Consider the following 21,269-nt stretch of genomic DNA (forward strand, 5'->3'; position numbering starts at 1 on the left):
ACGCCTCACTGGACGGCGCGTTCCGTAAGGCGAGCGCCCGCCGGCAGACCGTCGATGAATGCGTGGGCAGCGCGGCGCGCAGCGGCGTCGGCGTCGACCACGTCGGCGAGGCTCGACGCCTCGCGGTTGGGCAATGCGTTCAGCACGGCATCGACGACCCGGGCGATCGCCATGAAGCCGATGCGGCGCGTCAGGAATGCTTCGACGGCGATCTCGTTTGCCGCGTTCAGCGCGGCGCTCGCGACGCCGCCTTCAGCCAGTGCCTTCATCGCGAGCGCGAGGCACGGGAAGCGCGTGTAATCGGGCTTCTCGAACGACAGTTGAGCGATCTGCGCGAGATCGAGTTGCGCGACGCCGGAATCGACGCGATCGGGGAACGCCAGCGCGTGCGCGATGGGCGTGCGCATGTCCGGGTTGCCCAGTTGCGCGAGCACCGAACCGTCGGTGTAGGAGACCAGCGAGTGGATCACGCTCTGCGGGTGAATCAGCACCTCGATGCGATCGCCGGGCAGATTGAAGAGCCAATGCGCCTCGATCACTTCGAGGCCCTTGTTCATCATCGTCGCGGAATCGACGGAAATCTTGCGGCCCATCACCCAGTTCGGATGCTTGCACGCTTCTTCCGGCGTGATGTCGACGAGACTGGACGGTTCGCGTGTGCGGAACGGTCCGCCCGAGGCCGTCAGGATGATCTTCGACACGCCGCCATGCAGCGCCGATTCGCGCGGCAGACACTGGAAAATCGCGTTGTGCTCGCTGTCGACGGGTAGCAGGATCGCGCCGTTGTCGCGCACCGCGTCCATGAAGATCGCACCCGACATCACGAGCGCTTCCTTGTTCGCGAGCAGGATGCGCTTGCCGGCGCGCGCCGCCGCGAGGCTCGGCTCGAGGCCCGCCGCGCCGACGATCGCCGCGACGACGGTGTCGCAGCCGTCGCTCTTCGACACGTCGACCAATGCCTGCGGACCGTAAGTCACCTCGGTCTTGCAGCCCGCTGCGCGCAGTTTCGCGGCCACGCTCGCAGCCGTATCGGCATCGCCGACCACGGCCACTTCGGGCTTGAAGCGCAAGCATTGCTCGACGAGCTTGTCGCCGTTGCGGTGCGCCGTCAGCGCGTACACCGAGAAGCGCTCAGGATGACGCGCGACGACGTCGAGCGTGCTGTCTCCGATCGAGCCCGTGGAACCGAGCAAACTAATTCGTTTTTGCATATCTCTTTCTCTAGCCGATGGCTACGACAACACGAGCATCGCAAGCGGCAGCACCGGCAACAAAGCGTCGATGCGGTCGAGCACGCCACCGTGACCCGGCAGCAGATTGCTCGAATCCTTCACGCCAGCCTGGCGCTTGAGCATCGATTCGAACAGATCGCCCACCACGCTGAACACGACCAGCAAGGTCAGCGTGGCAAACGCACGAGCGGTGCCCAGATGGTCGAGCAGCGCGGAAAACAGGGTCGGCGCGAAGGCATGCGTGATGACAGCCAGGGCCGCGACGATCATCACGGCCAGCCACCCGCCGATCGCGCCTTCCCAGGTCTTGCCGGGACTGATCGACGGCGCGAGTTTGTGCTTTCCAAACGCCTTACCCGCGAAGTATGCGCCGATATCGGCCAACCAGACCACCAGCAGCAGGGAAAGCACGAACGGCACGCCCGCCATCCGCGCCGCGACGAGCGCATGCCAGCAGGCGGCGAACACGACCACGCCCGCCAGCAGCAGGAACGGCCGCCATGCGCCTTGCGCGAGCGTCGGCTTGCGCAGCAGCACGAACGGGCCGGCGAATATCCAGAAGATTGACGACGCCTCGAAGAGCGGGCGCGGCGCCGTGACGCCTGTGCCGAGCTTCGTGCTGGCGACCAGCGCCAGCGCGGCGACGATCGCGTAGATCACGGGACCGGCGCCCGGCAGCTTCAGAAGCCGCGCCCATTCCCACGCGGCGAACACGACGACGAACGCGATCAGCGCGCCAAAGCCGCCGATCGGCGCCCAAAGCGTGACAGGCAGAAGAATAGCCAGCAGGACGATCGCCGTGATGACACGGGTTTTTAGCATGGAAGCGAATCGACGTTTTGCGATTGCGGCTCGAGCTGCGCGCTCGTGCGTCCGAAGCGGCGCTCGCGCCCCGTGTATGAACCGATGGCGCGGCCGAGCGCGTCGGCGTCGAAATCCGGCCAGTAGGTGTCAGTGAAATAGAACTCGGTGTAGGCGAGCTGCCACAGCAGGAAGTTGCTGATGCGCTGCTCGCCGCCCGTGCGGATGAACAGGTCCGGCTCGGGTGCGTAGGCCATCGCAAGATGCTCGGCGAAGGCATCTTCGTTGACCTCGACGGGACGCCCCGCCGCCACCGACTGCTCGACCAGCTTGCGCGTGGCCTGCATGATGTCCCAGCGGCCGCCGTAGTTCGCGGCGATGGTGAGCGTGAGGCGCGTGTTGCGCGCCGTCTTGGTTTCGGCGCGTGCGATCAGATCCTGGATCTTCTTGTCGAACATCGACAGATCGCCGACCACGCGCAGGCGGATGCCGTTCGCGTGCAGCTTGCCAATCTCGCGCTCGAGCGCGGTCACGAACAGGCGCATCAGGAACGACACTTCGTCGGTCGGACGGCGCCAGTTTTCCGAACTGAATGCGAACAGCGTCAGGTATTCGACGCCCTGGCGCGCGCACGCCTCGACGGCTGCGCGCACGGCGTCGACGCCGCGCGTATGGCCCGCCACGCGCGGCAGGCGGCGTTGCGTCGCCCAACGGCCATTGCCGTCCATGATGATCGCGATATGACGTGGTACGGCTGAAACGTCAGGGACGCGAACGGTTGAGCTTGTATAGGTCATGGCCGTCGGGTAAAGCTGCAAAGAAAGAAACGATGATCAGTGAAAGTCTTGGGGTCTGGTGTGCGCCAGACCGTCAAACCGTCATGATCTCGCCTTCCTTGGTCTGTACGAGCTTGTCGATTTCGGCGACGAACTTGTCCGTCAGCTTCTGGATGTCGTCGCTACCGCGACGCTCGTCGTCTTCCGAAATCTCCTTGTCCTTCACGAGTTTCTTCAGCGCCTCGTTGGCGTCGCGGCGCAGATTGCGCACGGCCACCTTGGCCGTTTCGCCTTCGCTCTTGACGACCTTCGTCAGTTCGCGGCGGCGCTCTTCCGTCAGCGCGGGCATCGGTACGCGGATCACATCGCCTTGCGACGCCGGGTTCAGACCCAGATCCGATTCGCGGATCGCCTTTTCGACGACCGTGATCATCTTCTTTTCCCACGGTTGCACGCCGATCGTGCGCGCGTCGATCAGCGTCAGGTTCGCGACCTGCGAGATCGGCACGGGCGAACCGTAGTAGTCGACCTGAATGTGATCGAGCAGGCCCGTGTGAGCACGGCCCGTGCGGATCTTCGACAGATCGTTCTTGAACGCGTCGATCGAGCGCTGCATCTTTTGCTCAGCGCTTTTCCTGGTGTCAGCCAAAGACATGATTAAACCTCCGAACCATCAAAACGATGCGGGCCCATAAGCGCGCGAGGCGCAGCCTGAGCCCGCGTTCAAGCCCACAGACGTGAAAGAGAGTTTACACGTGGACGAGGGTGCCTTCGTCTTCGCCCTGCACGATGCGCTTGAGCGCGCCCGGCTTGACGATCGAAAACACGCGGATCGGCAGCTTCTGGTCGCGGCACAGCGCGAACGCCGTCGCGTCCATCACCTGCAGATTGCGGCCGATCGCCTCGTCGAAACTGATCGTCGTATAGCGCGTGGCCGACGGGTCCTTCTTCGGGTCAGCCGAGTAGACGCCGTCCACCTTGGTCGCCTTCAGCACCACTTCGGCGCCCACTTCCGAGCCGCGCAGCGCAGCCGCCGTGTCCGTCGTGAAGAACGGGTTGCCCGTGCCGGCCGCGAAGATCACGACCTTGCCTTCTTCCAGCTGACGGATCGCGCGGGGACGGATGTAAGGCTCGACCACCTGGTCCATGCGCAGCGCCGACTGCACGCGCGCCTCGATGCCGGCGTGACGCATTGCGTCCTGCAGCGCCAGCGCGTTCATCATCGTGGCCAGCATGCCCATGTAGTCAGCCGTTGCACGGTCCATGCCCGCTGCGCCGCCCGCCACGCCACGAAAGATATTGCCGCCACCGATCACCACCGCCAGTTGCGTGCCGAGCCGCACCACCTCGGCCATGTCCGCCACCATTCTTTCGATCGTCGCGCGATTGATGCCGAATGCATCGTCGCCCATCAGGGCTTCGCCAGAGAGTTTGAGGAGGACGCGTTTATAGGCAGTGGGCATAGAGATATCCGGGTCGCGCTGAGCAGGGCAAAAAGCCGCCAAACAACAAGAAACTAACTGTAGGGGCGAAATAGGGGTTCGGGCAAGCGCCGCCAAATTGACCTGCCTCGACGACTGATCGGGGCCTGCCAACCGGTGGCTGCGGCGCGGCTTTCGCGCGCGCAGCCCGGTGGCGCTGCCGGCCGCGGCGAAGTCCAGCTCCGCCGCGGGTGAAACGGTACTGCGTGAAACTTAAATAACGCTTATTGCTGCTTTGCAGCAGCGACTTGCGCAGCGACTTCGGCCGCGAAGTCGTCCTGACGCTTCTCAATGCCCTCGCCGACCACGAACAGCGCGAACTTCTGCACGCTCGAGTTCGCTGCCTTCAGCATCTGCTCGATCGTCTGCTTGTCGTTCTTCACGAACGGCTGGTTCAGCAGCGACACTTCCTTCAGATACTTCTGCACCGAGCCGTCGACCATCTTGGCGACGATCTCAGCCGGCTTGCCCGATTCAGCAGCCTTCTGTTCAGCGATGCTGCGTTCCTTGGCGATCAGGTCAGCGGGAACTTCGTCCGACGACAGCGAGACCGGCTTCATCGCCGCGATGTGCATCGCGACGTCCTTGCCGACCTGCTCGTCCGCGCCCGTGTACTCGACCAGCACGCCGATACGCGTGCCGTGCAGGTACGCAGCCAGCTGGTTCGACGTTTCGAAGCGCGCGAAACGGCGGATCGACAGGTTTTCACCGATCTTGCCGACCAGCGCCGAGCGCACTGCGTCGACCGTCGAGCCTTCCAGCGGCAGCGCCGACAGCGCAGCGACGTCAGCCGGGTTTTGCTTGACGATGAGTTCGGCGACCTGCTTCGTGAAGCCGATGAAGTCGTCGTTCTTCGAAACGAAGTCGGTTTCGCAGTTCAGCTCGACGATCGCGCCAACGCCGCCTTCGATGAACGAAGCGATCACGCCTTCAGCCGTGACGCGCGACGCGGCCTTGCTGGCCTTGTTGCCGAGCTTCACGCGCAGCAGTTCTTCCGCACGCGCCATGTCGCCGTCGGCTTCCGTCAGCGCCTTCTTGCATTCCATCATCGGCGCATCGGTCTTCGCGCGCAGTTCTGCCACCATGCTTGCGGTAATTGCCGCCATCATTCGCTCCTTGAGTCTGTCTGTCACACGCCGCCCGCATTCGATGCCGGCGACAGCATTTCGTTTCCGCGCAGCGCACATTTTTTCGGGCGCTGCCGCGTGCCCGTTGCGGCACGCTCATTCAGATCGTCGCGACTTAAAAAAAGGGGGCCTATAGAGAGCCCCCTTTTTTGCCGGACACAGGGTGCTTTACGCTTCCCCGTTGACCTCGACGAACTCGTCGCCGTCGCCACCGCGGACAGCCTGCACGACTTCGTTGACCGCGCTCGCACGGCCTTCGACGATCGCCTCAGCCACACCTTGCGTGTACAGGGCAACAGCCTTGCTGGCGTCGTCGTTACCCGGGATCACGTAGTCGATGCCTTCCGGCGAGTGGTTCGTGTCGACCACGGCGATGACGGGGATGCCCAGCTTGTTCGCTTCCGTCACGGCGATCTTGTGGTAGCCGACGTCGACCACGAAGATTGCGTCAGGAATGCCGCCCATGTCCTTCACGCCGCCGATCGACTTTTGCAGCTTGGCGATTTCGCGTTCGAACAGCAGCGCCTCCTTCTTGCTCATCTTTTCGAGCTCGCCTGCCTCGACTGCCGCTTCCATGTCCTTCAGGCGCTTGATCGATACCTTCAGCGTCTTGAAGTTGGTCAGCATGCCGCCGAGCCAGCGTGCGTTGACGAACGGCATGCCAGCGCGTTGTGCTTCTTCAGCGATCGTGTCGCGCGATTGACGCTTCGTGCCGACAAACAGGATCGTGCCGCGGTTCGCTGCCAGCTGACGCACGTACTTCAGTGCGTCGTTGTACATCGGCAGCGTCTTTTCGAGGTTGATGATGTGAATCTTGTTGCGATGGCCGAAGATGAAGGGGGCCATCTTGGGGTTCCAGAAGCGCGTCTGGTGACCGAAGTGGACACCGGCTTCCAGCATTTGACGCATGGTAACTGCCATGAAAATCTCCGCTAGGGTTGGGTCTTAAGCCGGCTGCCGTATCCGCTGCGCCGTCTTCGCCGCTTCGGGAAGACCTGACGCCGCGAACACCCTGGGTGCGCCGGCTTGCGAATTCCGCGAACTGCGCCGCATGTTATGCATGACGCCGCTCACGAAGAAGCCTGCCGCCGAGTTGAACATTGAATATTCAAACTGGCGATTGACTTAGCCAAAGAGTATAGCACGCGAGCATTGCAGGACTCAACCTGCGCGGTAGCTCCCGTCTGGGCCGCCGGTTGCACCACCGCGTCAGCAACTGCCCTGTTCGCGCACCATTTGGCCGCCCGGCAAGGCCGCGCGGAACGCCCGCCGCAAGCGCCGCCGCCCGCCCTCGCGTCCCGCAAATTCCAGCGATCACCTGAATAAGGTGCGATAATTACACGATAACCCGCATTTCAGGCCCGACTCATGGCTATTACGCTCAAAAACGAAGACGATATCGCGCAGATGCGCATCGCCGGACGCCTCGGGAGCGAGGTGCTCGACTACATCACGCCGTTCGTCAAACCCGGCATCACGACGGGCGAACTCGACCGCCTGTGCCACGAATACATGACGAACGTGCAGGGCACGATTCCCGCGCCGCTGAACTACCAGCCGCCGGGCTATCCGCCGTTTCCGAAGGCCGTCTGCACATCGGTGAACGACGTGATCTGTCACGGCATTCCCGGCGACAAGGCGCTGAAGAACGGCGACGCGCTCAATATCGACGTCACGGTGATCAAGAACGGCTATTACGGCGACACGAGCCGCATGTTCATCGTCGGCGAAGGTTCGATCATGGCGAAGCGTCTCGTCCAGACCACGTACGAATGCATGTGGCTCGGGATCGAGCAGGTGCGCCCGGGCGCGCATCTCGGCGACATCGGTTATGCGATCCAGAAACATGCGGAAGGCCTCGGCTACAGCGTCGTGCGCGAGTATTGCGGCCACGGCATCGGCCAGGTTTTCCACGACGATCCGCAGGTGCTGCACTACGGCCGCCCCGGCACGGGCATCGAGTTGCAGGCGGGCATGATCTTCACGATCGAGCCGATGATCAACGCCGGCCGTCGCGACATCCGCACGATGCCCGACCAGTGGACCGTCAAGACGAAGGACCGCAGCCTGTCCGCGCAATGGGAGCACACCATTCTCGTCACGCCGACGGGCTACGAAGTGCTGACCGTTTCCGCCGGCACGCCCGCTCGCCCGCAAATCGCGGCCGCCGCCACAGCCTGATCACCTTCCCCGCCACCCGCCGCCTATGAGTAGCGTTCACGCTGTCGCCCTTTCCGATGCCACGTCTCTCAAGGCGGACTACAAGGTGGCCAAGACCCCGCTGCTCGATCGCTTCAAGACTGCGACCAATGTCGACACGCTGATGCACGCGCTCGCGCGCATCACCGACGATGCGCTGCGCGGCGCGTGGGCCGCGTGCGAACTGCCTGCGTCGCTGGCACTGCTGGCCGTCGGCGGGTACGGGCGCGGCGAACTCGCGCCCCACTCCGACATCGACATTCTGGTGCTGCTGCCCGACGAGCCAGTGGCGCATCTCGAAGCGCGCATCGAGCGCTTCATCGGGCTCGCGTGGGATCTGGGGCTGGAACTGGGCAGCAGCGTGCGCACGGTCTCGCAATGCATCGAGGAATCGGCGAACGATGTCACCGTGCAGACTTCGCTGCTCGAAGCGCGGCGCATCGTCGGCAGCACAGCGCTGTTTGAGAGCTTTTCGCTCCGCTACCGCGACGCACTCGACCCGCGCGCGTTCTTTCAGGCAAAAGTCCTGGAAATGCGCCAGCGTCACGCGAAATTCCAGGACTCGCCTTACTCGCTCGAACCGAATGTCAAAGAAAGTCCGGGCGGCCTGCGCGACCTGCAGCTGATTCTGTGGATTACCCAGGCCGCCGGCTTCGGCTGCAGCTGGCGCGAACTGGATGCGCGCGGCCTGATCACGGACCGAGAAGCGCGCGAACTGCGCCGCAACGAAGGCTTCCTGAAGACGCTGCGCGCGCGGTTGCACGTGCTGGCGGGGCGTCGCCAGGACATTCTGGTATTCGACCTGCAGAATCCGCTCGCCGAGAGCTTCGGTTTCAAGGCCACGTCCACGCGCCGGGCCAGCGAGCAGCTGATGCGCCGCTACTACTGGGCCGCCAAAGCCGTCACGCAGCTGTCGACCATTCTGATCCAGAACATCGAAGCGCAGCTTTTTCCTAGCACGAGCGGTATTACTCGCGTTCTGTCCGATCGTTTCGTCGAGAAACAGGGCATGCTGGAAATCGCCAGCGACGACGTTTTCGAGCGCGAGCCGAACGCGATCCTCGAAGCCTTCCTGCTGTACGAAGAGACGCCCGGCGTCAAAGGGCTGTCTGCACGCACGCTGCGCGCGCTCTACAACGCGCGCGACAAGATGGACCACCGCTGGCGGCGAGATCCGGAAAACCGGCGCCTCTTCATGGAAATCCTCAAGCAGCCGCAGGGCATCACGCATGCGATGCGTCTGATGAACCAGACCAGCGTGCTAGGGCGCTATCTGCTGAACTTCCGCCGGATCGTCGGACAGATGCAGCACGATCTGTATCACGTCTATACCGTCGATCAGCACATTCTGATGGTGCTTCGGAACATGCGGCGCTTCGCGGTTGCCGAGCACGCGCACGAATACCCGTTCTGCAGCCAGTTGATCGTGAACTTCGAGCGGCCGTACGTGCTGTACGTGGCCGCGCTGTTCCACGACATCGCGAAGGGTCGCGGCGGTGATCACTCCACCCTCGGCATGGCCGACGCGCGCCGCTTCTGCCGCGAGCACGACATTTCCACCGACGACACGGCGCTAATCGTCTGGCTCGTCCAGCATCACCTGACGATGAGCCAGGTCGCCCAGAAGCAGGACACGAGCGACCCGGAAGTGATCAAGCGGTTCGCCGATCTGGTCGGCACCGAGCGGCGCCTGACGGCGCTGTATCTGCTGACGGTGGCCGACATTCGCGGCACCAGCCCGAAAGTCTGGAACACGTGGAAAGGCAAGCTGCTCGAAGACCTGTACCGTGCGACGCTCGCCGTGCTCGGCGGCGCCCGCCCCGACGCGCATTCGGAACTCAAGCAGCGCCAGGAAGAAGCGCTCGCGCTGCTGCGCCTCGAAACGGTGCCCGAGAACGCGCACCGCGCGCTGTGGGACAAGCTCGACGTCGGCTACTTCCTGCGCCACGACGCTGCCGACATCGCGTGGCAGACGCGCGTGCTGCACCGTCATGTGGAGACGGAGACGCCGATCGTGCGCGCGCGGCCCTCGCCCATCGGTGAGGCGTTGCAGGTGCTCGTCTACGTGAAGGACCGCCCCGATCTGTTCGCGGGCATCTGCGCGTATTTCGACCGCAATTCGCTGTCTGTGCTCGATGCGCGCGTGAGCACCACCCGACACGGTTATGCCCTCGACAACTTTCTCGTTGCGCATACCGAGCGTGACGTCCACTATCGCGACATCGCCAACCTCGTCGAACAGGAACTGGCAGGGCGCCTGAGGGCGGAAGGCACGTTGTTGCCTGAGCCGTCGAAGGGCCGGCTGTCGCGCCTGTCGCGCACGTTCCCCGTGACGCCGCGCGTCGACCTGCGGGCCGACGAGCGTGGCCAGTATTACATCCTGTCCGTGTCGGCCAACGACCGGCCGGGCCTTCTTTATTCGATCGCGCGCGTGCTGGCCGAGCACCGGGTCGGCGTCCATGCGGCGCGGATCAATACACTCGGCGAACGCGTCGAGGACGTGTTCCTACTTGATGGACACGGCCTCTCTGACAACCGACGACAAATCCAGGTCGAAACGGAGCTGCTGCGCGCGATCGCAGTGTGAGATTTCATGCGAGTCAAACTGACAGCCAAGCATCCGCGGCCGAGTTCGTCCGAGCGCACCCCTGTGCGTCCGGGCAGCACGACGGCACGCAAGACGACGCGGCCCGCCGCCCCAGCCAAAGGCGCTGCTTCGACGGGGCCGCGCGGCGGCGCCGGCTCCGCGGGCGCAAGCGCTGCGCGCCGAGGCGCGGCAGCTAGCGGCGAAACACCGAGGCGCGCTGCCGGCAAGCCGGCGGGCGGCCCGGGCGAGCGACGCGGACCGTCGGCGGGTGCGCGTGACGGCGCGTCGCCGCGCTCGGGCGACCGGCCCGCGCGCGCAGCGGGCGCGGGTTCGCGCGAACGTGGCGATCCCGGTTCGTTCGAACGCCGCTCGATGGGTGACCGTCCGGCGCGCAGGGAGGGCGCCGCAGGAAGCGGCGGTTTCCGCCGTGACGCGGGCGACCGGACCGAACGACGCGCGCCGTCGGATCGTCCTTCGCGTGGCGCCGCTTCGGCAGGCGCAAGCGACCGTGCACCGCGCTTTTCCCGCGATGGCGACGAACGGCGCAGTGCACCGCGCTTCTCCCGTGACGGCGACGCAGGCCGTCCACCCCGCGCACCGCGTGACGGCGACGAACGCCGCAGCGCACCGCGCTTCTCCCGTGACGACGATGCACGCCGCGCGCCCCGCGCACCGCGTGACGGCGACGAACGCCGTAGTGCCCCGCGTTTCGGCCGTGACGACGACGCACGCCGAGCACCCCGCGCACCGCGTGACGGCGACGAACGCCGTAGTGCCCCGCGTTTCGGCCGTGACGACGACGCACGCCGAGCACCCCGTGCCCCGCGTGACGGCGACGAACGCCGCAGCGCGCCGCGTTTCTCTCGTGACGACGACGCACGCCGCGCTCCCCGCGCACCGCGTGATGGCGACGAACGCCGTAGTGCGCCGCGTGTCGGCCGTGACGACGATGCGCGCCGGGCTCCCCGCGCCCCGCGTGAGGGCGACGAACGCCGTAGCGCACCGCGTTTCTCCCGTGACGACGACGCACGCCGTGCTCCCCGCGCCCCGCGTGAGGGCGACGAACGCCGTAGCGCACCGCGCGACCGCAGCGAATCGCCCCGCCCGCGTTTCTCCGGCGAGCGCGATGCATCTGCCGAACGACGCCCACGCAGCGAAGGTGCGCCGCGCCGTACTCGCAGCGACGACACGCAAGCCCGCGGCGAACGCACCTACGCGAAGCCCGTGAAAAGCGCGTACGCAAACCGCCCCGACGCCGATGCGTCAGCCAGCGCGACACCGCGCGCACCGAAGGCAAAACGCGACCCGCGCTCGCTCGACGACAGCTTCGACCGCCCGGCCCAATTCGACCGCGCGGCCCCGAAACCGGCGCGCAAGGCTCGCCCGGAGGCCGCCCCGCGACACCGCGACGAAGGCGAATTCAACGACGCCCCCGGCAACCTGCGCCTGTCGAAGCTGATGTCCGAACTCGGCCTGTGCTCGCGCCGCGAAGCGGACGAATGGATCGAGAAAGGCTGGGTGACCGTCGACGGCGTCGTCATCGATACGCTCGGCACGAAGGTGCGCCCCGACGCCAATATCCAGATCGATCCCGCCGCGCAAGCCATGCAGATGAAGCTGGTCACGATCCTCATACACAAGCCGGTTGGCCTGGTATCGGGTCAGGCGGAAGACGGTTACGAGCCGGCCGTGACGCTCGTCAAACCCGAGAACCACTGGGACGGCGACCAGACGGACACGCGCTTCTCGGTCGCGCATCTGCGCCAGCTCGCGCCGGCGGGCCGCCTCGACATCGATTCGACGGGCTTGCTGGTGTTGACGCAGGACGGCCGCGTCGCGAAGCAGTTGATCGGCGGTCATTCGGAAATCGACAAGGAATACCTGGTGCGCGTCGCGTACGGCGACGTCGAAACGGACGTCGAACAACACTTCCCGCCCGAAAGTCTCGAGCAATTGCGCCACGGCCTCGAACTCGACGGCGTGCCGCTCAAGCCCGCACTGGTCGACTGGCAGAACGGCGAGCAACTGCGCTTCGTGCTGCGAGAAGGCAAGAAGCGTCAGATTCGCCGGATGTGCGAACTGGTCGGGCTGGACGTGGTGGGCCTCAAGCGCGTGCGGATGGGTCAGGTCATGCTCGGGGCATTACCGCCCGGACAGTGGCGTTATCTCGGTCCGGACGAGTCGTTCTGAGATCGGACGTCAGTCCATCGACGCTTCTCGACATGAGAAAAGCCCGCTCGCGCGGGCTTTTTCCTTTTCGGCGTCTGAAACTCAATCGTCCGATTTCGGATCGAGGTCGGGAAACAGCACTTCGGTAAAGCCGAACTTGGAGAAATCCGTGATTCGCATCGGATACAGCTTGCCGATCAGGTGATCGCACTCGTGCTGGACGACGCGCGCATGGAAGCCCTCGGCGACGCGATCGATCGGTTTGCCGAACTGATCGAAGCCGTGATAGCGGATCATCGACAGGCGACTCACCGCGCCGCGCAAGCCCGGCACCGACAGGCAGCCTTCCCAGCCCTCCTCCGTATCCAGAGAAACGGGCGTGATGGTCGGATTGATCAGCACCGTTTCCGGCACGGAAGGCGCGTCGGGATAACGCTCGTTATGGCCGAAACCGAAGATGACGACCTGAAGATCGACGCCGATCTGCGGCGCGGCGAGCCCGGCGCCATTGGCGTCATGCATCGTCTCGAACATGTCCCGGACGAGCTCGTGCAGTTCGGGCGTGTCGAAATGATCAACCGGCTTGGCGATGCGCAGCAGGCGCGGATCGCCCATCTTGAGGATTTCGTGAATCATGTTGTCTGCCCCTCCAGGAGCTTACGCATACCATCTTCGTCGAGCACGGGGACGCCGAGTTCCTCGGCCTTTGCGAGCTTACTGCCCGCTTCGGCACCCGCCACCACGTAATCGGTCTTCTTCGACACCGAGCCGGCCACCTTCGCGCCGGCTGCTTCCAGCAACTCCTTCGCTTCGTCGCGGCCCATCGTGGGCAGCGTGCCCGTCAGCACGACCGTCTTGCCCGCCAGCACGCCCTGCGGCGCCTTCGGCGCCGGCGGTCCTTCCGGCCATGTCACCTTGCCGGGCGCGCGCAACTGCTCGATGACCGTGCGGTTGTGCTCCTCGGCAAAGAACTGATGGATCGACTCGGCGACGATGGGACCGACATCGTTCACTTCGAGCAGCTCTTCGACCGACGCATCCATGATCGGCGTGAGCGAGCCGAAGTGCTTGGCCAGATCCTTCGCCGTCGATTCACCGACATGCCGGATGCCGAGCGCGTAGATGAAGCGCGCGAGCGTGGTGTGCTTGGCCTTTTCGAGCGAATCGATGAGGTTCTGCGCGGACTTTTCCGCAAAGCGATCGAGTTCGGCGAGTGTCGCAAAGCCCAGGTTGAAGAGATCGGCTGGCGTGCGCACCAGATTCAGTTCGACCAGTTGATCGATGATCTTTTCGCCCAGGCCGTCGATATCAAGCGCGCGGCGCTGCGCGAAATGCCACAGCGCCTGCTTGCGCTGCGCCGGACAGAACAGGCCGCCCGTGCAGCGCGCGATCGCTTCGTCCGGCAGCCGCTCGATCGCGGAACCGCATACGGGGCATTGCGTCGGCATCACGAACTCGTGCGCGTCGGCCGGACGCCGGTCGAGCAACGCGCCGACCACCTCGGGAATCACGTCGCCTGCGCGTCGCACGATCACGGTGTCGCCGATACGGATGTCCTTGCGACGCACTTCGTCCTCGTTGTGCAGCGTCGCGTTCGTCACCGTTGCGCCGCCAACGAACACGGGCTCGAGCCGCGCGACGGGCGTGATCGCGCCCGTGCGTCCGACCTGCACGTCGATGGCGACGAGCTTCGTCAACGCCTCTTGCGCCGGGAACTTGTGCGCGAGCGCAAAGCGCGGCGCGCGTGAAACGAAGCCCAGCGTGTCCTGCTGATCGCGGCGATTCACCTTGTAGACGACGCCGTCGATGTCATACGGCAGCTTGTCGCGCTTCTCGCCCACCTTCTGGAAGAAGCCGAGCAGCCCTTCGGCGCCCTGCACGACGGCGCGCTCGCTGTTCACGGGCAAGCCCATCTCGTGATACCAGTCGAGCAGTTCGCTGTGCGTGGCCGGCATCTCGATGCCGTCGAGCACGCCGATCCCATACGCGAAGAACGACAGCGGACGCTGTGCGGTGATCTTCGAATCGAGCTGCCGCAAACTGCCCGCCGCCGCATTGCGCGGGTTCGCGAACTCGCGCTGCTCCGCGTCGCGCTGACGCTGGTTCAGCTTGTCGAAATCGCGTTTGAACATCAGCACTTCGCCGCGCACGTCGAGCAGCTTCGGCACGCGCTTGCCCTTGAGCTTCAAAGGTATCGAGCGAATGGTGCGCACGTTCTCCGTCACGTCCTCGCCCGTCGCGCCGTCGCCGCGCGTGGACGCCTGCGTGAACTGGCCGTCCACGTAGCGCAGCGAGATGGCCAGACCGTCGAACTTCAGTTCGCACGCGTAGTCGACGCTCGCCTCGTGCAGTGCGTCCGACACGCGCTTGTCGAAAGCCGCGATGTCTTCATCCGAAAAACCGTTGTTCAGCGACAGCATCGGCAGGTCGTGCACGACGGGCTGAAAGCCGCTCGCCACTTCGCCGCCAACCCGTTGCGTGGGCGAATCCGGCGTGATGAGATCGGGATGCTCGCTTTCGACCTGCTGCAGTTCCTTGAACAGCTTGTCGTATTCCGCGTCGGGCAAGTCCGGCTGGTCGAGCACGTAGTACGCGTGGTTCGCGCGCTCGAGTTCGGCGCGCAGCCACAACGCCCGCTCGGCGGGTGCGCTGGTTGCTGGATCAGGGACGTTGGTTCGGGCCATGCTGTCGGCGTTTCGCGGATGGTAACGGGATGTCAGATTATCTCAGGAAGCGCTTCCTGTCGCATCGGCCGGATGGCCAGTTTCGTGCGCGCGCAAACCCAGGCCGAACGTATTCCTACAAGTCCTGGCCGATCGGCCAGTTCGCGTGCAAACCGTTGACAGCGCGCGGCTCGCAATGCGACCTTGTCGCCTGCCGTCCATCGCGTGCTTCCATCCACATCGGCACGCATCGACTGGGAGAACCTATCGCCATGTCCGCTATCGTCGTCCGTTTCGTCCATTTCGTCCGTTGCCTGCTCGTGCTTCTGGGAGCGCTCGCCCTTTTCAGCGCGCGAGGCGCAATGGCAAGCGAGCAGGTGGTCAGCGTGCCGCTCGCGGAGGGCACGTCGATCTCCTATCTACTCACGCAGCAGGACGGCAGCGCGCCGCGTTGGGTGCTCGTGATGTTCCCAGGCAGCGCGGGCGATCTCGAACTGTCGCAACAGCCCGACGGCACGATCCGCATACGCGAGAAGAACAACTTCCTGATTCGCGCACGCCAGCTATTCGTGGACGCGCAGTTCGCAACGGCAATCGTCGATGCCCCGTCCGATCAACCCGGCGGCTACTCCGACGCGTTCCGCGCGTCGCCGCGCTCCGCGCAGGATCTCGCCCAGGTCGCAGCCAGTCTGCGCAACCGCTTCCCGCAGGCGAAGCTCGTGCTGGTCGGCACCAGCCGCGGCACGATCTCGACGGCGTATGTGGGCCGTGCGTTGCCCGACGTTTGGGACGCCGTCGTGCATACCTCCACGCTCAGCAGTCCCGCGCGCGGCCAGGTCACGCCGTTGATCGGCTTCGACTATGGCGCGATCCACCCGCGCCAGCTATTCGTACAGCACGCCGACGATGGCTGCTTCCTCTGCTCGTACGAAGCGCTAAGACGCATCGCGGAGAGCAGCCAGTACGCGCTGATCACCGTGCATGGCGGCGACGTGCGTGGCAAACCCTGCGAGGCGTTGTCGCACCATGGGTTCTATGGAAGGGACGAGGCGGTGGTCGCCGCGATCAAGGCGTGGATCAGCGGCCAACCGTGGCAGGACGACGTGGGATGAAGCCGTCCGCAGAGTGGGCTGCGCAAGGTAACTACGCGAATCGAGAGACCCAAATGAAAACCGCCTGAAGCGGTGGCACGCGTCAGGCGGTTTGTCCGGTTGTTTGTCCGGTTGTTTGTCCGGCTATGACGAAGTTTCGTCGGGTAACTAGTGTCGTGCGCTTACTGGCTGAACAGTCGCCGCGTCGCCGGCGAGCCAGCCGGAATCCCCGCCTGCTCGAGCTTCGCGTAAAGCGTCATCAACTGCTGCTCGATGGCGAGCAGCGCGCTTTCCGGCAGCGGCCGACGGCCATCGTCGACCACGCGCCCGCCGATGCGCTCCGCCAGCGACTTCGCGTAATCGCACATCAGGCGGAACGGCAGGATGTCTTCATCCGCGACGGGCACGTCGAGCACCAGCGTGATCATCTGGCCGCCCTTGTACGTGAGATCGTCGCGCAGGAAGTTGGTGTCGCCGAACTGCAGCATGAACACGGGGCTTTGCTTCGCGTCGAGCTTGACGAAGCGCGTGCCGTCGCGCGACAGCAGCAGCCCGTCCTGGGACGCGACGGCCTGCACGTAGTTCGCCGACCACGGCGCGCCGTCCGACAGCACGTTGATCGACAGTTGCGCGTCGCATTGCGCCGCAAAGCCGTCGAGTTCCCGGGCCATCGACACCGTTTCCATCATGTCCGGAAACTCGGGCGATGCATCGAGCGCGTCGGCGAATTGCTGGACACCCGTGACGAACTCGGAGAACTCCAGCTCGTTGAGCGGGCCGCTGCGGTTCGCGAGCTGCGCAGCCGCGCGCAGGTCTTCGTAGCGCATGCCGTTTTGCAGCAGTTCCCACGCGCCGCCGCCTTCCGGCTTGCCTTCGATATGCACCGGCTTGCTGCCCGCACGGCGCAGACGCTGCGCGAGCGGCAGCACCTTGTCGCCCGTCACGGATGACGAAAGCCTGATCGGCACGATGCAGTCGATGCGCCGATCGACGATGGCCGGCGGCGCCGACGAAATCGTCGTGGCAGCGGGCAAAATCGGCTCGTTCCGCTCGTCGTCGGCATGCACCTCGGCACCCGGCTGCGCGGCCTCTTCATCTTCGGGGAAACCGTTCGGCGACGTGTTCTCAGCCTGGATATCCGCTGGCGTGTCGAGCGGCGCGACGCCGCCGAAAGTCGGCTCGACGCGCGCGGCTTCCGCCGGGTCGCCCGCAGTGGATTCGCGGCGCGTCGTCGGGCGCGCCGGCTCGATGAACGGGCTTTGCTCCATCTGGTCGTCCCGGACGAGCGGGTCCGCCGCATCGGCGGGCATCGGCCGCGGCATCCTGCGGCGCACCTTCGCGCCCTGCCACGCGTTGTAGACCACCACTCCCCCGACCACCACGGCGCCCGCGCCAATCAATCCGAGTGTCAACTCGTCCATGCACGCTCCCCATCTGCAATTCTTATCGTCGTTGCGCGCAGCGCCTGGTTCGCGCGGCTGGCGGTGACACCGGGAGTGACACGCACCGCCGCTGCGGGCGCAGACGCGCAGCGAATTCAATTCTGTTTCAGCAACACCCGCGCACAACCGAAGCGACGCGCGGGTGGACGTTTAAACGATATTCTGGACAAATCCCGCAGCCGTTTCCATGTCGACGGCCACGATCCGCGAGACGCCCTGCTCCTGCATCGTCACCCCGATCAGTTGCTGCGCCATTTCCATCGCGATCTTGTTGTGGGAAATGAACAGGAACTGCGTCTTCTCCGACATCGCGCGCACGAGGTTCGCGAAACGTTCAGTGTTCGCGTCGTCGAGCGGCGCGTCCACTTCGTCCAGCAGGCAGAACGGCGCCGGATTCAGCTGGAACATCGCAAACACGAGGGCCGTCGCCGTCAGCGCCTTTTCGCCGCCCGACAGCAGGTGAATCGTCGAGTTCTTCTTGCCCGGCGGCTGCGCCATCACCTGCACGCCTGCGTCGAGAATCTCGTCGCCCGTCATGATGAGCTTCGCCTGGCCGCCGCCAAAGAGACGCGGGAACAGCTCGCCGAAATGACGGTTCACCTCGTCGAACGTGCCTTGCAGCAGCGTGCGCGTTTCCTGGTCGATCTTGCGGATCGCGTCTTCGAGCGTTTCGATTGCGTTGTTCAGGTCGGCCGATTGCGCGTCGAGGAAAGTCTTGCGTTCCGACGCCGCCTTCAGCTCGTCGAGCGCGGCCATGTTGACGGGGCCGAGCGCGGTGACCGCGTTGTTGATGCGCGTCACTTCGCCCTGCAGATACGACGGCTTCATGTCCGACGTGAGCTTCGCCTGCAGGTCGGCTTCGTCGACACCCGCCGCCGTCAGCTGCTCGATGAACTGCTCGGCGTTCAGGCGTGCGGCCTGTTCCTTCAACTGCAATTCGGTGATGCGGTCGCGCAGCGGTTGCAACGAGCGTTCAGTGGTCAGCCGCAGTTCGTCCAAAGCACGCAGCTTCGCGGTCAGATCGTCGAGTTCCAGACGCGCGGCGTGCAGCGACTCTTCCTTCGCGCGGCGGATTTCAAGCGCGTCGTGCAAGCCCGTGTGCGCGGTCTGCTCGTTGATCGTTTCGAGTTCGGCGCGCGCGTCTTCGAGCGAACCGGCGACGCGCTCGCTCTGCTCATGCGCGACCTGGATGCTGCGCTTCAGCTCGTCGATACGGTTCGCCGAGTTGCGCGCGGCAAAGCGTGCATCGGTGGCGGCGCGGTCGAGATCGCGCGCCTGGTTGCGCGCGTTGCCCAGTTCTTCATCGAGCGATTCGAACGCAAGCTGGTTGTCTTCGAAACGCGCCTGCAATTCGGCGAGTTCGCCGTCGTGGCGCTCGAAGTTCGCTTCCGACTCCGTGCGCAACGCGCGCTGCTCGTCGATCTGCGCGGTGATCTCTTCGAGTTCCTCGCTGATCTGCGTGCTGCGCTGCGTGTAGCGCTCGTGCGCCTGGGTGAGCTTGAGCACGTCCATCTGCAGCGCGTGCACGCGCTGGGTCGCGCGCTCGGCCTGCTGGCGCACTTCCGTCAACGCATTCGATGCCTGCGTATGCGCAGCCTCAGCGCGAATCGCGGCCGCCTTCGCCTCTTCGGCGAGCAGCGCCTGCGCGCGCACCTGGCGCGTCAGGTTTTCGATTTCCTGCTGACGCGCGAGCATGCCCGCCTGCTCGGAATCGGCCGCGTACAGTTGCACACCGACGCGCGTCACCACGTGCCCGGCCTTCACGACAAACGCGCCGCCTTCCGGCAGTTGCGCGCGCATCGACAGCGCCTGGGGCAGATCGTCGGCGATGAACGTGTTGCCGAGCCAATCGTTGAGCACCGCGCGGATGCCGGCGTCGTCGATGCGCACCAGCGACACCAACGGCCGCAGCGACGGCGGCGCAGCCACCGGCTGACCAGCCGCGGGCGGCGCGTAGAACGCGAGCTTGGCGGGTGGCGCGTCGCTGACGAAGTGTTTCACCCAGTCGAGATTCGACACTTCGACCGCGGCAAGACGCTCGCGCAGCACGGATTCGAGCGCGGTTTCCCAACCGGCTTCGACATGCAGCTTCTTCCACAGACGCGGCAGCGCGCCCAGCTCGTGCTTGTCGAGCCACGGCTGGACCTTGCCTTCCGTCTGCACGTTTTCCTGCAACTGGCGCAGTGCGGCCAGACGTGCTTCGAGCTGATGGATCTGGGCGCTTTCCGCCTGCACGCGTTCCTGCGCGGCGCGGCGCTCGCCGTCCAGACGCGGCAGCGTGTCCTGCGCATCGGCGAGACGCGCTTGCGCTTCGCTCAAAATCTCTTCGTGCTCGGCAAGCTGCATGCGCAACTCTTCAAGCTGCGCCTCGTCGGGCGCGTCCAGCCCGCCCGCTTCCGTCTTCAGACGTTCCTGACGCTGCTGCAACTGCTGCAACTGCTGGTCGGCGTTGCGCTGGTGCGCGGCTTCGAGCTTGAGCGCCTGCTCAGTCTGCGCGATACCGGCGCGCTCCTCGTTCAGTTGCGACTGCGCATCGCGCCAGCGCGCTTCGAGCGCAGGCATCGCGTCGTGCTTCGCGGCCGCCGTCTCTTCGGCGATCACCGCCTTTTCTTCGCCTTCTCCGAGCTGGATTTCGGCGTCTTCGAGATCGTCCTGGGCCTTTTGCGCCTGCGCGAGCCACTGCTCGCGCTGCGCCGTCAGCGCGGCGATCTGCGCCTGTACGCGGTTGCGCGATTCGACGATGAACTTGATTTCGGCTTCGAGGCGGCTCACCTCGGCGTTCGCTTCGTACAGCGCGCCTTGTGCGCCCTGCATCGCGTCGCTGGCCGAATAGTGCGCGACACGCAGCGTTTCGAGTTGCGCTTCGACTTCGCGCAGCTTCGCCGTGTGCGCTTCGAGGTCGATCTGTGCCTGTTCGATCGCGCGCTTCTGCTTGTCCTGCTCGGTGCCCGCCTCGTTCTTGCGCAACAGCCACAACAGGCGCTGCTTTTCTTCGCCTTCGGCCTGCAGTTGCTTGTACTTCGTCGCGACGACGGCCTGCGCTTCGAGCTTTTCCAGATTCGCCGTCAACTCGCGGACGATATCCTCGACGCGCGTCAGATTCTCGCGCGTGTCATGCAGACGGTTCTCGGTTTCGCGGCGGCGTTCCTTGTACTTCGACACGCCCGCAGCTTCTTCGAGGAACACGCGCAGTTCTTCGGGCTTCGCCTCGATGATCCGCGAGATCATGCCCTGCCCGATGATCGCGTACGCACGCGGGCCGAGGCCCGTGCCGAGGAAGATGTCCTGGATGTCGCGGCGGCGCGCGGGGAGATTGTTGATGTAGTAGCTCGACGTGCCGTCGCGCGTCAGCACGCGCTTGACGGCGATTTCGGCATACTGGCCCCACTGGCCGGCGGCACGGCCGTCGGCGTTGTCGAACACGAGTTCGACGCTGGCGCGGCTACCCGGCTTGCGCGCCGTCGAGCCGTTGAAGATCACGTCCTGCATCGACTCGCCGCGCAGCTCCGAGGCGCGCGATTCGCCGAGCACCCAGCGCACGGCATCGATGATGTTGGACTTGCCGCAACCGTTGGGACCGACCACGCCGACGAGCTGGCCCGGAACCTGGAAATGCGTGGGATCGACGAATGACTTGAAGCCAGCGAGTTTGATCGAGGTCAGACGCACGGCGATTTCGCTGTTTGAGAAATAATTTATGG

General features: G+C 65.0%; 16 protein-coding genes. 5 read left to right on the top strand and 11 right to left on the bottom strand.

Annotation, left to right across the window (positions count from 1 at the left end; translation table 11 throughout):
* Positions 1–5 precede the first annotated feature (5 nt).
* The 7 genes from SB822_RS02775 to rpsB all read right to left on the bottom strand — a co-directional run bounded on the left by SB822_RS02775 (position 6) and on the right by rpsB (position 6,338).
* Complete coding sequence (locus tag SB822_RS02775) at positions 6–1,211, bottom strand: 1-deoxy-D-xylulose-5-phosphate reductoisomerase (protein ID WP_090835826.1); 1,206 nt, start codon at positions 1,209–1,211, stop codon at positions 6–8.
* A gap of 21 nt (positions 1,212–1,232) precedes the next feature.
* Positions 1,233–2,054, bottom strand: coding sequence for a phosphatidate cytidylyltransferase (locus tag SB822_RS02780; protein ID WP_007585403.1), 822 nt, complete (start codon positions 2,052–2,054; stop codon positions 1,233–1,235).
* Positions 2,048–2,830, bottom strand: coding sequence for a polyprenyl diphosphate synthase (gene uppS / locus SB822_RS02785; protein WP_007585405.1), 783 nt, complete (start codon positions 2,828–2,830; stop codon positions 2,048–2,050). Before uppS ends, SB822_RS02780 begins: the two co-directional genes overlap by 7 nt.
* A 73-nt stretch (positions 2,831–2,903) precedes the next feature.
* Entirely contained in the window at positions 2,904–3,464 is a 561-nt protein-coding gene (frr, locus tag SB822_RS02790; protein WP_007585407.1) for a ribosome recycling factor, read from the bottom strand.
* A 94-nt stretch (positions 3,465–3,558) separates the two neighbouring features.
* The gene (pyrH, locus tag SB822_RS02795) at positions 3,559–4,272 is read right to left on the bottom strand and encodes a UMP kinase (RefSeq protein ID WP_007585409.1); all 714 of its coding nucleotides are present in this window, start codon (positions 4,270–4,272) and stop codon (positions 3,559–3,561) included.
* A gap of 242 nt (positions 4,273–4,514) precedes the next feature.
* Entirely contained in the window at positions 4,515–5,396 is an 882-nt protein-coding gene (gene tsf, locus SB822_RS02800; RefSeq protein ID WP_007585411.1) for a translation elongation factor Ts, read from the bottom strand.
* A gap of 189 nt (positions 5,397–5,585) precedes the next feature.
* On the bottom strand, positions 5,586–6,338 hold the full coding sequence (gene rpsB / locus SB822_RS02805; RefSeq protein ID WP_007585414.1) for a 30S ribosomal protein S2: 753 nt from the start codon (positions 6,336–6,338) through the stop codon (positions 5,586–5,588).
* A gap of 447 nt (positions 6,339–6,785) precedes the next feature.
* Here rpsB and map point away from each other — a divergent pair, with 447 nt between their 5' ends.
* The 4 genes from map (at position 6,786) to SB822_RS02825 (ending at position 12,393) form a co-directional block, all read left to right on the top strand.
* Positions 6,786–7,598: a type I methionyl aminopeptidase gene (gene map, locus SB822_RS02810; protein ID WP_007585415.1), complete on the top strand. Its 813-nt coding sequence runs from the start codon at positions 6,786–6,788 to the stop codon at positions 7,596–7,598.
* 25 nt (positions 7,599–7,623) lie between these two features.
* Positions 7,624–10,203: a [protein-PII] uridylyltransferase gene (locus tag SB822_RS02815; RefSeq protein WP_090835827.1), complete on the top strand. Its 2,580-nt coding sequence runs from the start codon at positions 7,624–7,626 to the stop codon at positions 10,201–10,203.
* Positions 10,204–10,711: 508 nt separating this feature from the next.
* Complete coding sequence (locus tag SB822_RS02820; protein ID WP_143055699.1) at positions 10,712–11,431, top strand: hypothetical protein; 720 nt, start codon at positions 10,712–10,714, stop codon at positions 11,429–11,431.
* Positions 11,428–12,393, top strand: a complete 966-nt coding sequence (locus tag SB822_RS02825) for a pseudouridine synthase (RefSeq protein WP_090835829.1) — start codon at positions 11,428–11,430, stop codon at positions 12,391–12,393. Before SB822_RS02820 ends, SB822_RS02825 begins: the two co-directional genes overlap by 4 nt.
* An 81-nt stretch (positions 12,394–12,474) precedes the next feature.
* Here the strand turns inward: SB822_RS02825 and def are convergent, their stop codons facing one another.
* Positions 12,475–13,008: a peptide deformylase gene (gene def / locus SB822_RS02830; protein ID WP_007580570.1), complete on the bottom strand. Its 534-nt coding sequence runs from the start codon at positions 13,006–13,008 to the stop codon at positions 12,475–12,477.
* On the bottom strand, positions 13,005–15,056 hold the full coding sequence (gene ligA / locus SB822_RS02835) for an NAD-dependent DNA ligase LigA (protein ID WP_090835830.1): 2,052 nt from the start codon (positions 15,054–15,056) through the stop codon (positions 13,005–13,007). The genes def and ligA overlap by 4 nt, the downstream gene beginning before the upstream one ends.
* Positions 15,057–15,307: 251 nt before the next feature.
* Here ligA and SB822_RS02840 point away from each other — a divergent pair, with 251 nt between their 5' ends.
* A complete protein-coding gene (locus tag SB822_RS02840; RefSeq protein ID WP_090835879.1) occupies positions 15,308–16,147 on the top strand; it encodes a hypothetical protein in 840 nt (279 codons plus the stop codon).
* A gap of 161 nt (positions 16,148–16,308) precedes the next feature.
* On the opposite strand, the gene SB822_RS02845 is transcribed toward SB822_RS02840, so the two are convergent.
* Both SB822_RS02845 and smc read right to left on the bottom strand, forming a co-directional pair.
* Complete coding sequence (locus tag SB822_RS02845; RefSeq protein WP_090835831.1) at positions 16,309–17,547, bottom strand: cell division protein ZipA C-terminal FtsZ-binding domain-containing protein; 1,239 nt, start codon at positions 17,545–17,547, stop codon at positions 16,309–16,311.
* Between the two features lie 171 nt (positions 17,548–17,718).
* Positions 17,719–21,237, bottom strand: coding sequence for a chromosome segregation protein SMC (smc, locus tag SB822_RS02850; RefSeq protein WP_090835832.1), 3,519 nt, complete (start codon positions 21,235–21,237; stop codon positions 17,719–17,721).
* Positions 21,238–21,269: the final 32 nt, after the last annotated feature.

Source organism: Paraburkholderia sp. SIMBA_054 (assembly GCF_046534875.1).
Taxonomy (GTDB): Bacteria; Pseudomonadota; Gammaproteobacteria; order Burkholderiales; family Burkholderiaceae; genus Paraburkholderia; species Paraburkholderia hospita.

Coding starts and splice junctions, on each gene's coding strand:
- pyrH (WP_007585409.1), bottom strand. CDS start 4,272: ATGCCCACTGCCTATAAACGCGTCCTCCTCAAACTCTCTGGCGAAGCC.
- SB822_RS02845 (WP_090835831.1), bottom strand. CDS start 17,547: ATGGACGAGTTGACACTCGGATTGATTGGCGCGGGCGCCGTGGTGGTC.
- SB822_RS02780 (WP_007585403.1), bottom strand. CDS start 2,054: ATGCTAAAAACCCGTGTCATCACGGCGATCGTCCTGCTGGCTATTCTT.
- frr (WP_007585407.1), bottom strand. CDS start 3,464: ATGTCTTTGGCTGACACCAGGAAAAGCGCTGAGCAAAAGATGCAGCGC.
- SB822_RS02775 (WP_090835826.1), bottom strand. CDS start 1,211: ATGCAAAAACGAATTAGTTTGCTCGGTTCCACGGGCTCGATCGGAGAC.
- SB822_RS02815 (WP_090835827.1), top strand. CDS start 7,624: ATGAGTAGCGTTCACGCTGTCGCCCTTTCCGATGCCACGTCTCTCAAG.
- def (WP_007580570.1), bottom strand. CDS start 13,008: ATGATTCACGAAATCCTCAAGATGGGCGATCCGCGCCTGCTGCGCATC.
- ligA (WP_090835830.1), bottom strand. CDS start 15,056: ATGGCCCGAACCAACGTCCCTGATCCAGCAACCAGCGCACCCGCCGAG.
- SB822_RS02840 (WP_090835879.1), top strand. CDS start 15,308: ATGTCCGCTATCGTCGTCCGTTTCGTCCATTTCGTCCGTTGCCTGCTC.
- rpsB (WP_007585414.1), bottom strand. CDS start 6,338: ATGGCAGTTACCATGCGTCAAATGCTGGAAGCCGGTGTCCACTTCGGT.
- uppS (WP_007585405.1), bottom strand. CDS start 2,830: ATGACCTATACAAGCTCAACCGTTCGCGTCCCTGACGTTTCAGCCGTA.
- map (WP_007585415.1), top strand. CDS start 6,786: ATGGCTATTACGCTCAAAAACGAAGACGATATCGCGCAGATGCGCATC.
- tsf (WP_007585411.1), bottom strand. CDS start 5,396: ATGGCGGCAATTACCGCAAGCATGGTGGCAGAACTGCGCGCGAAGACC.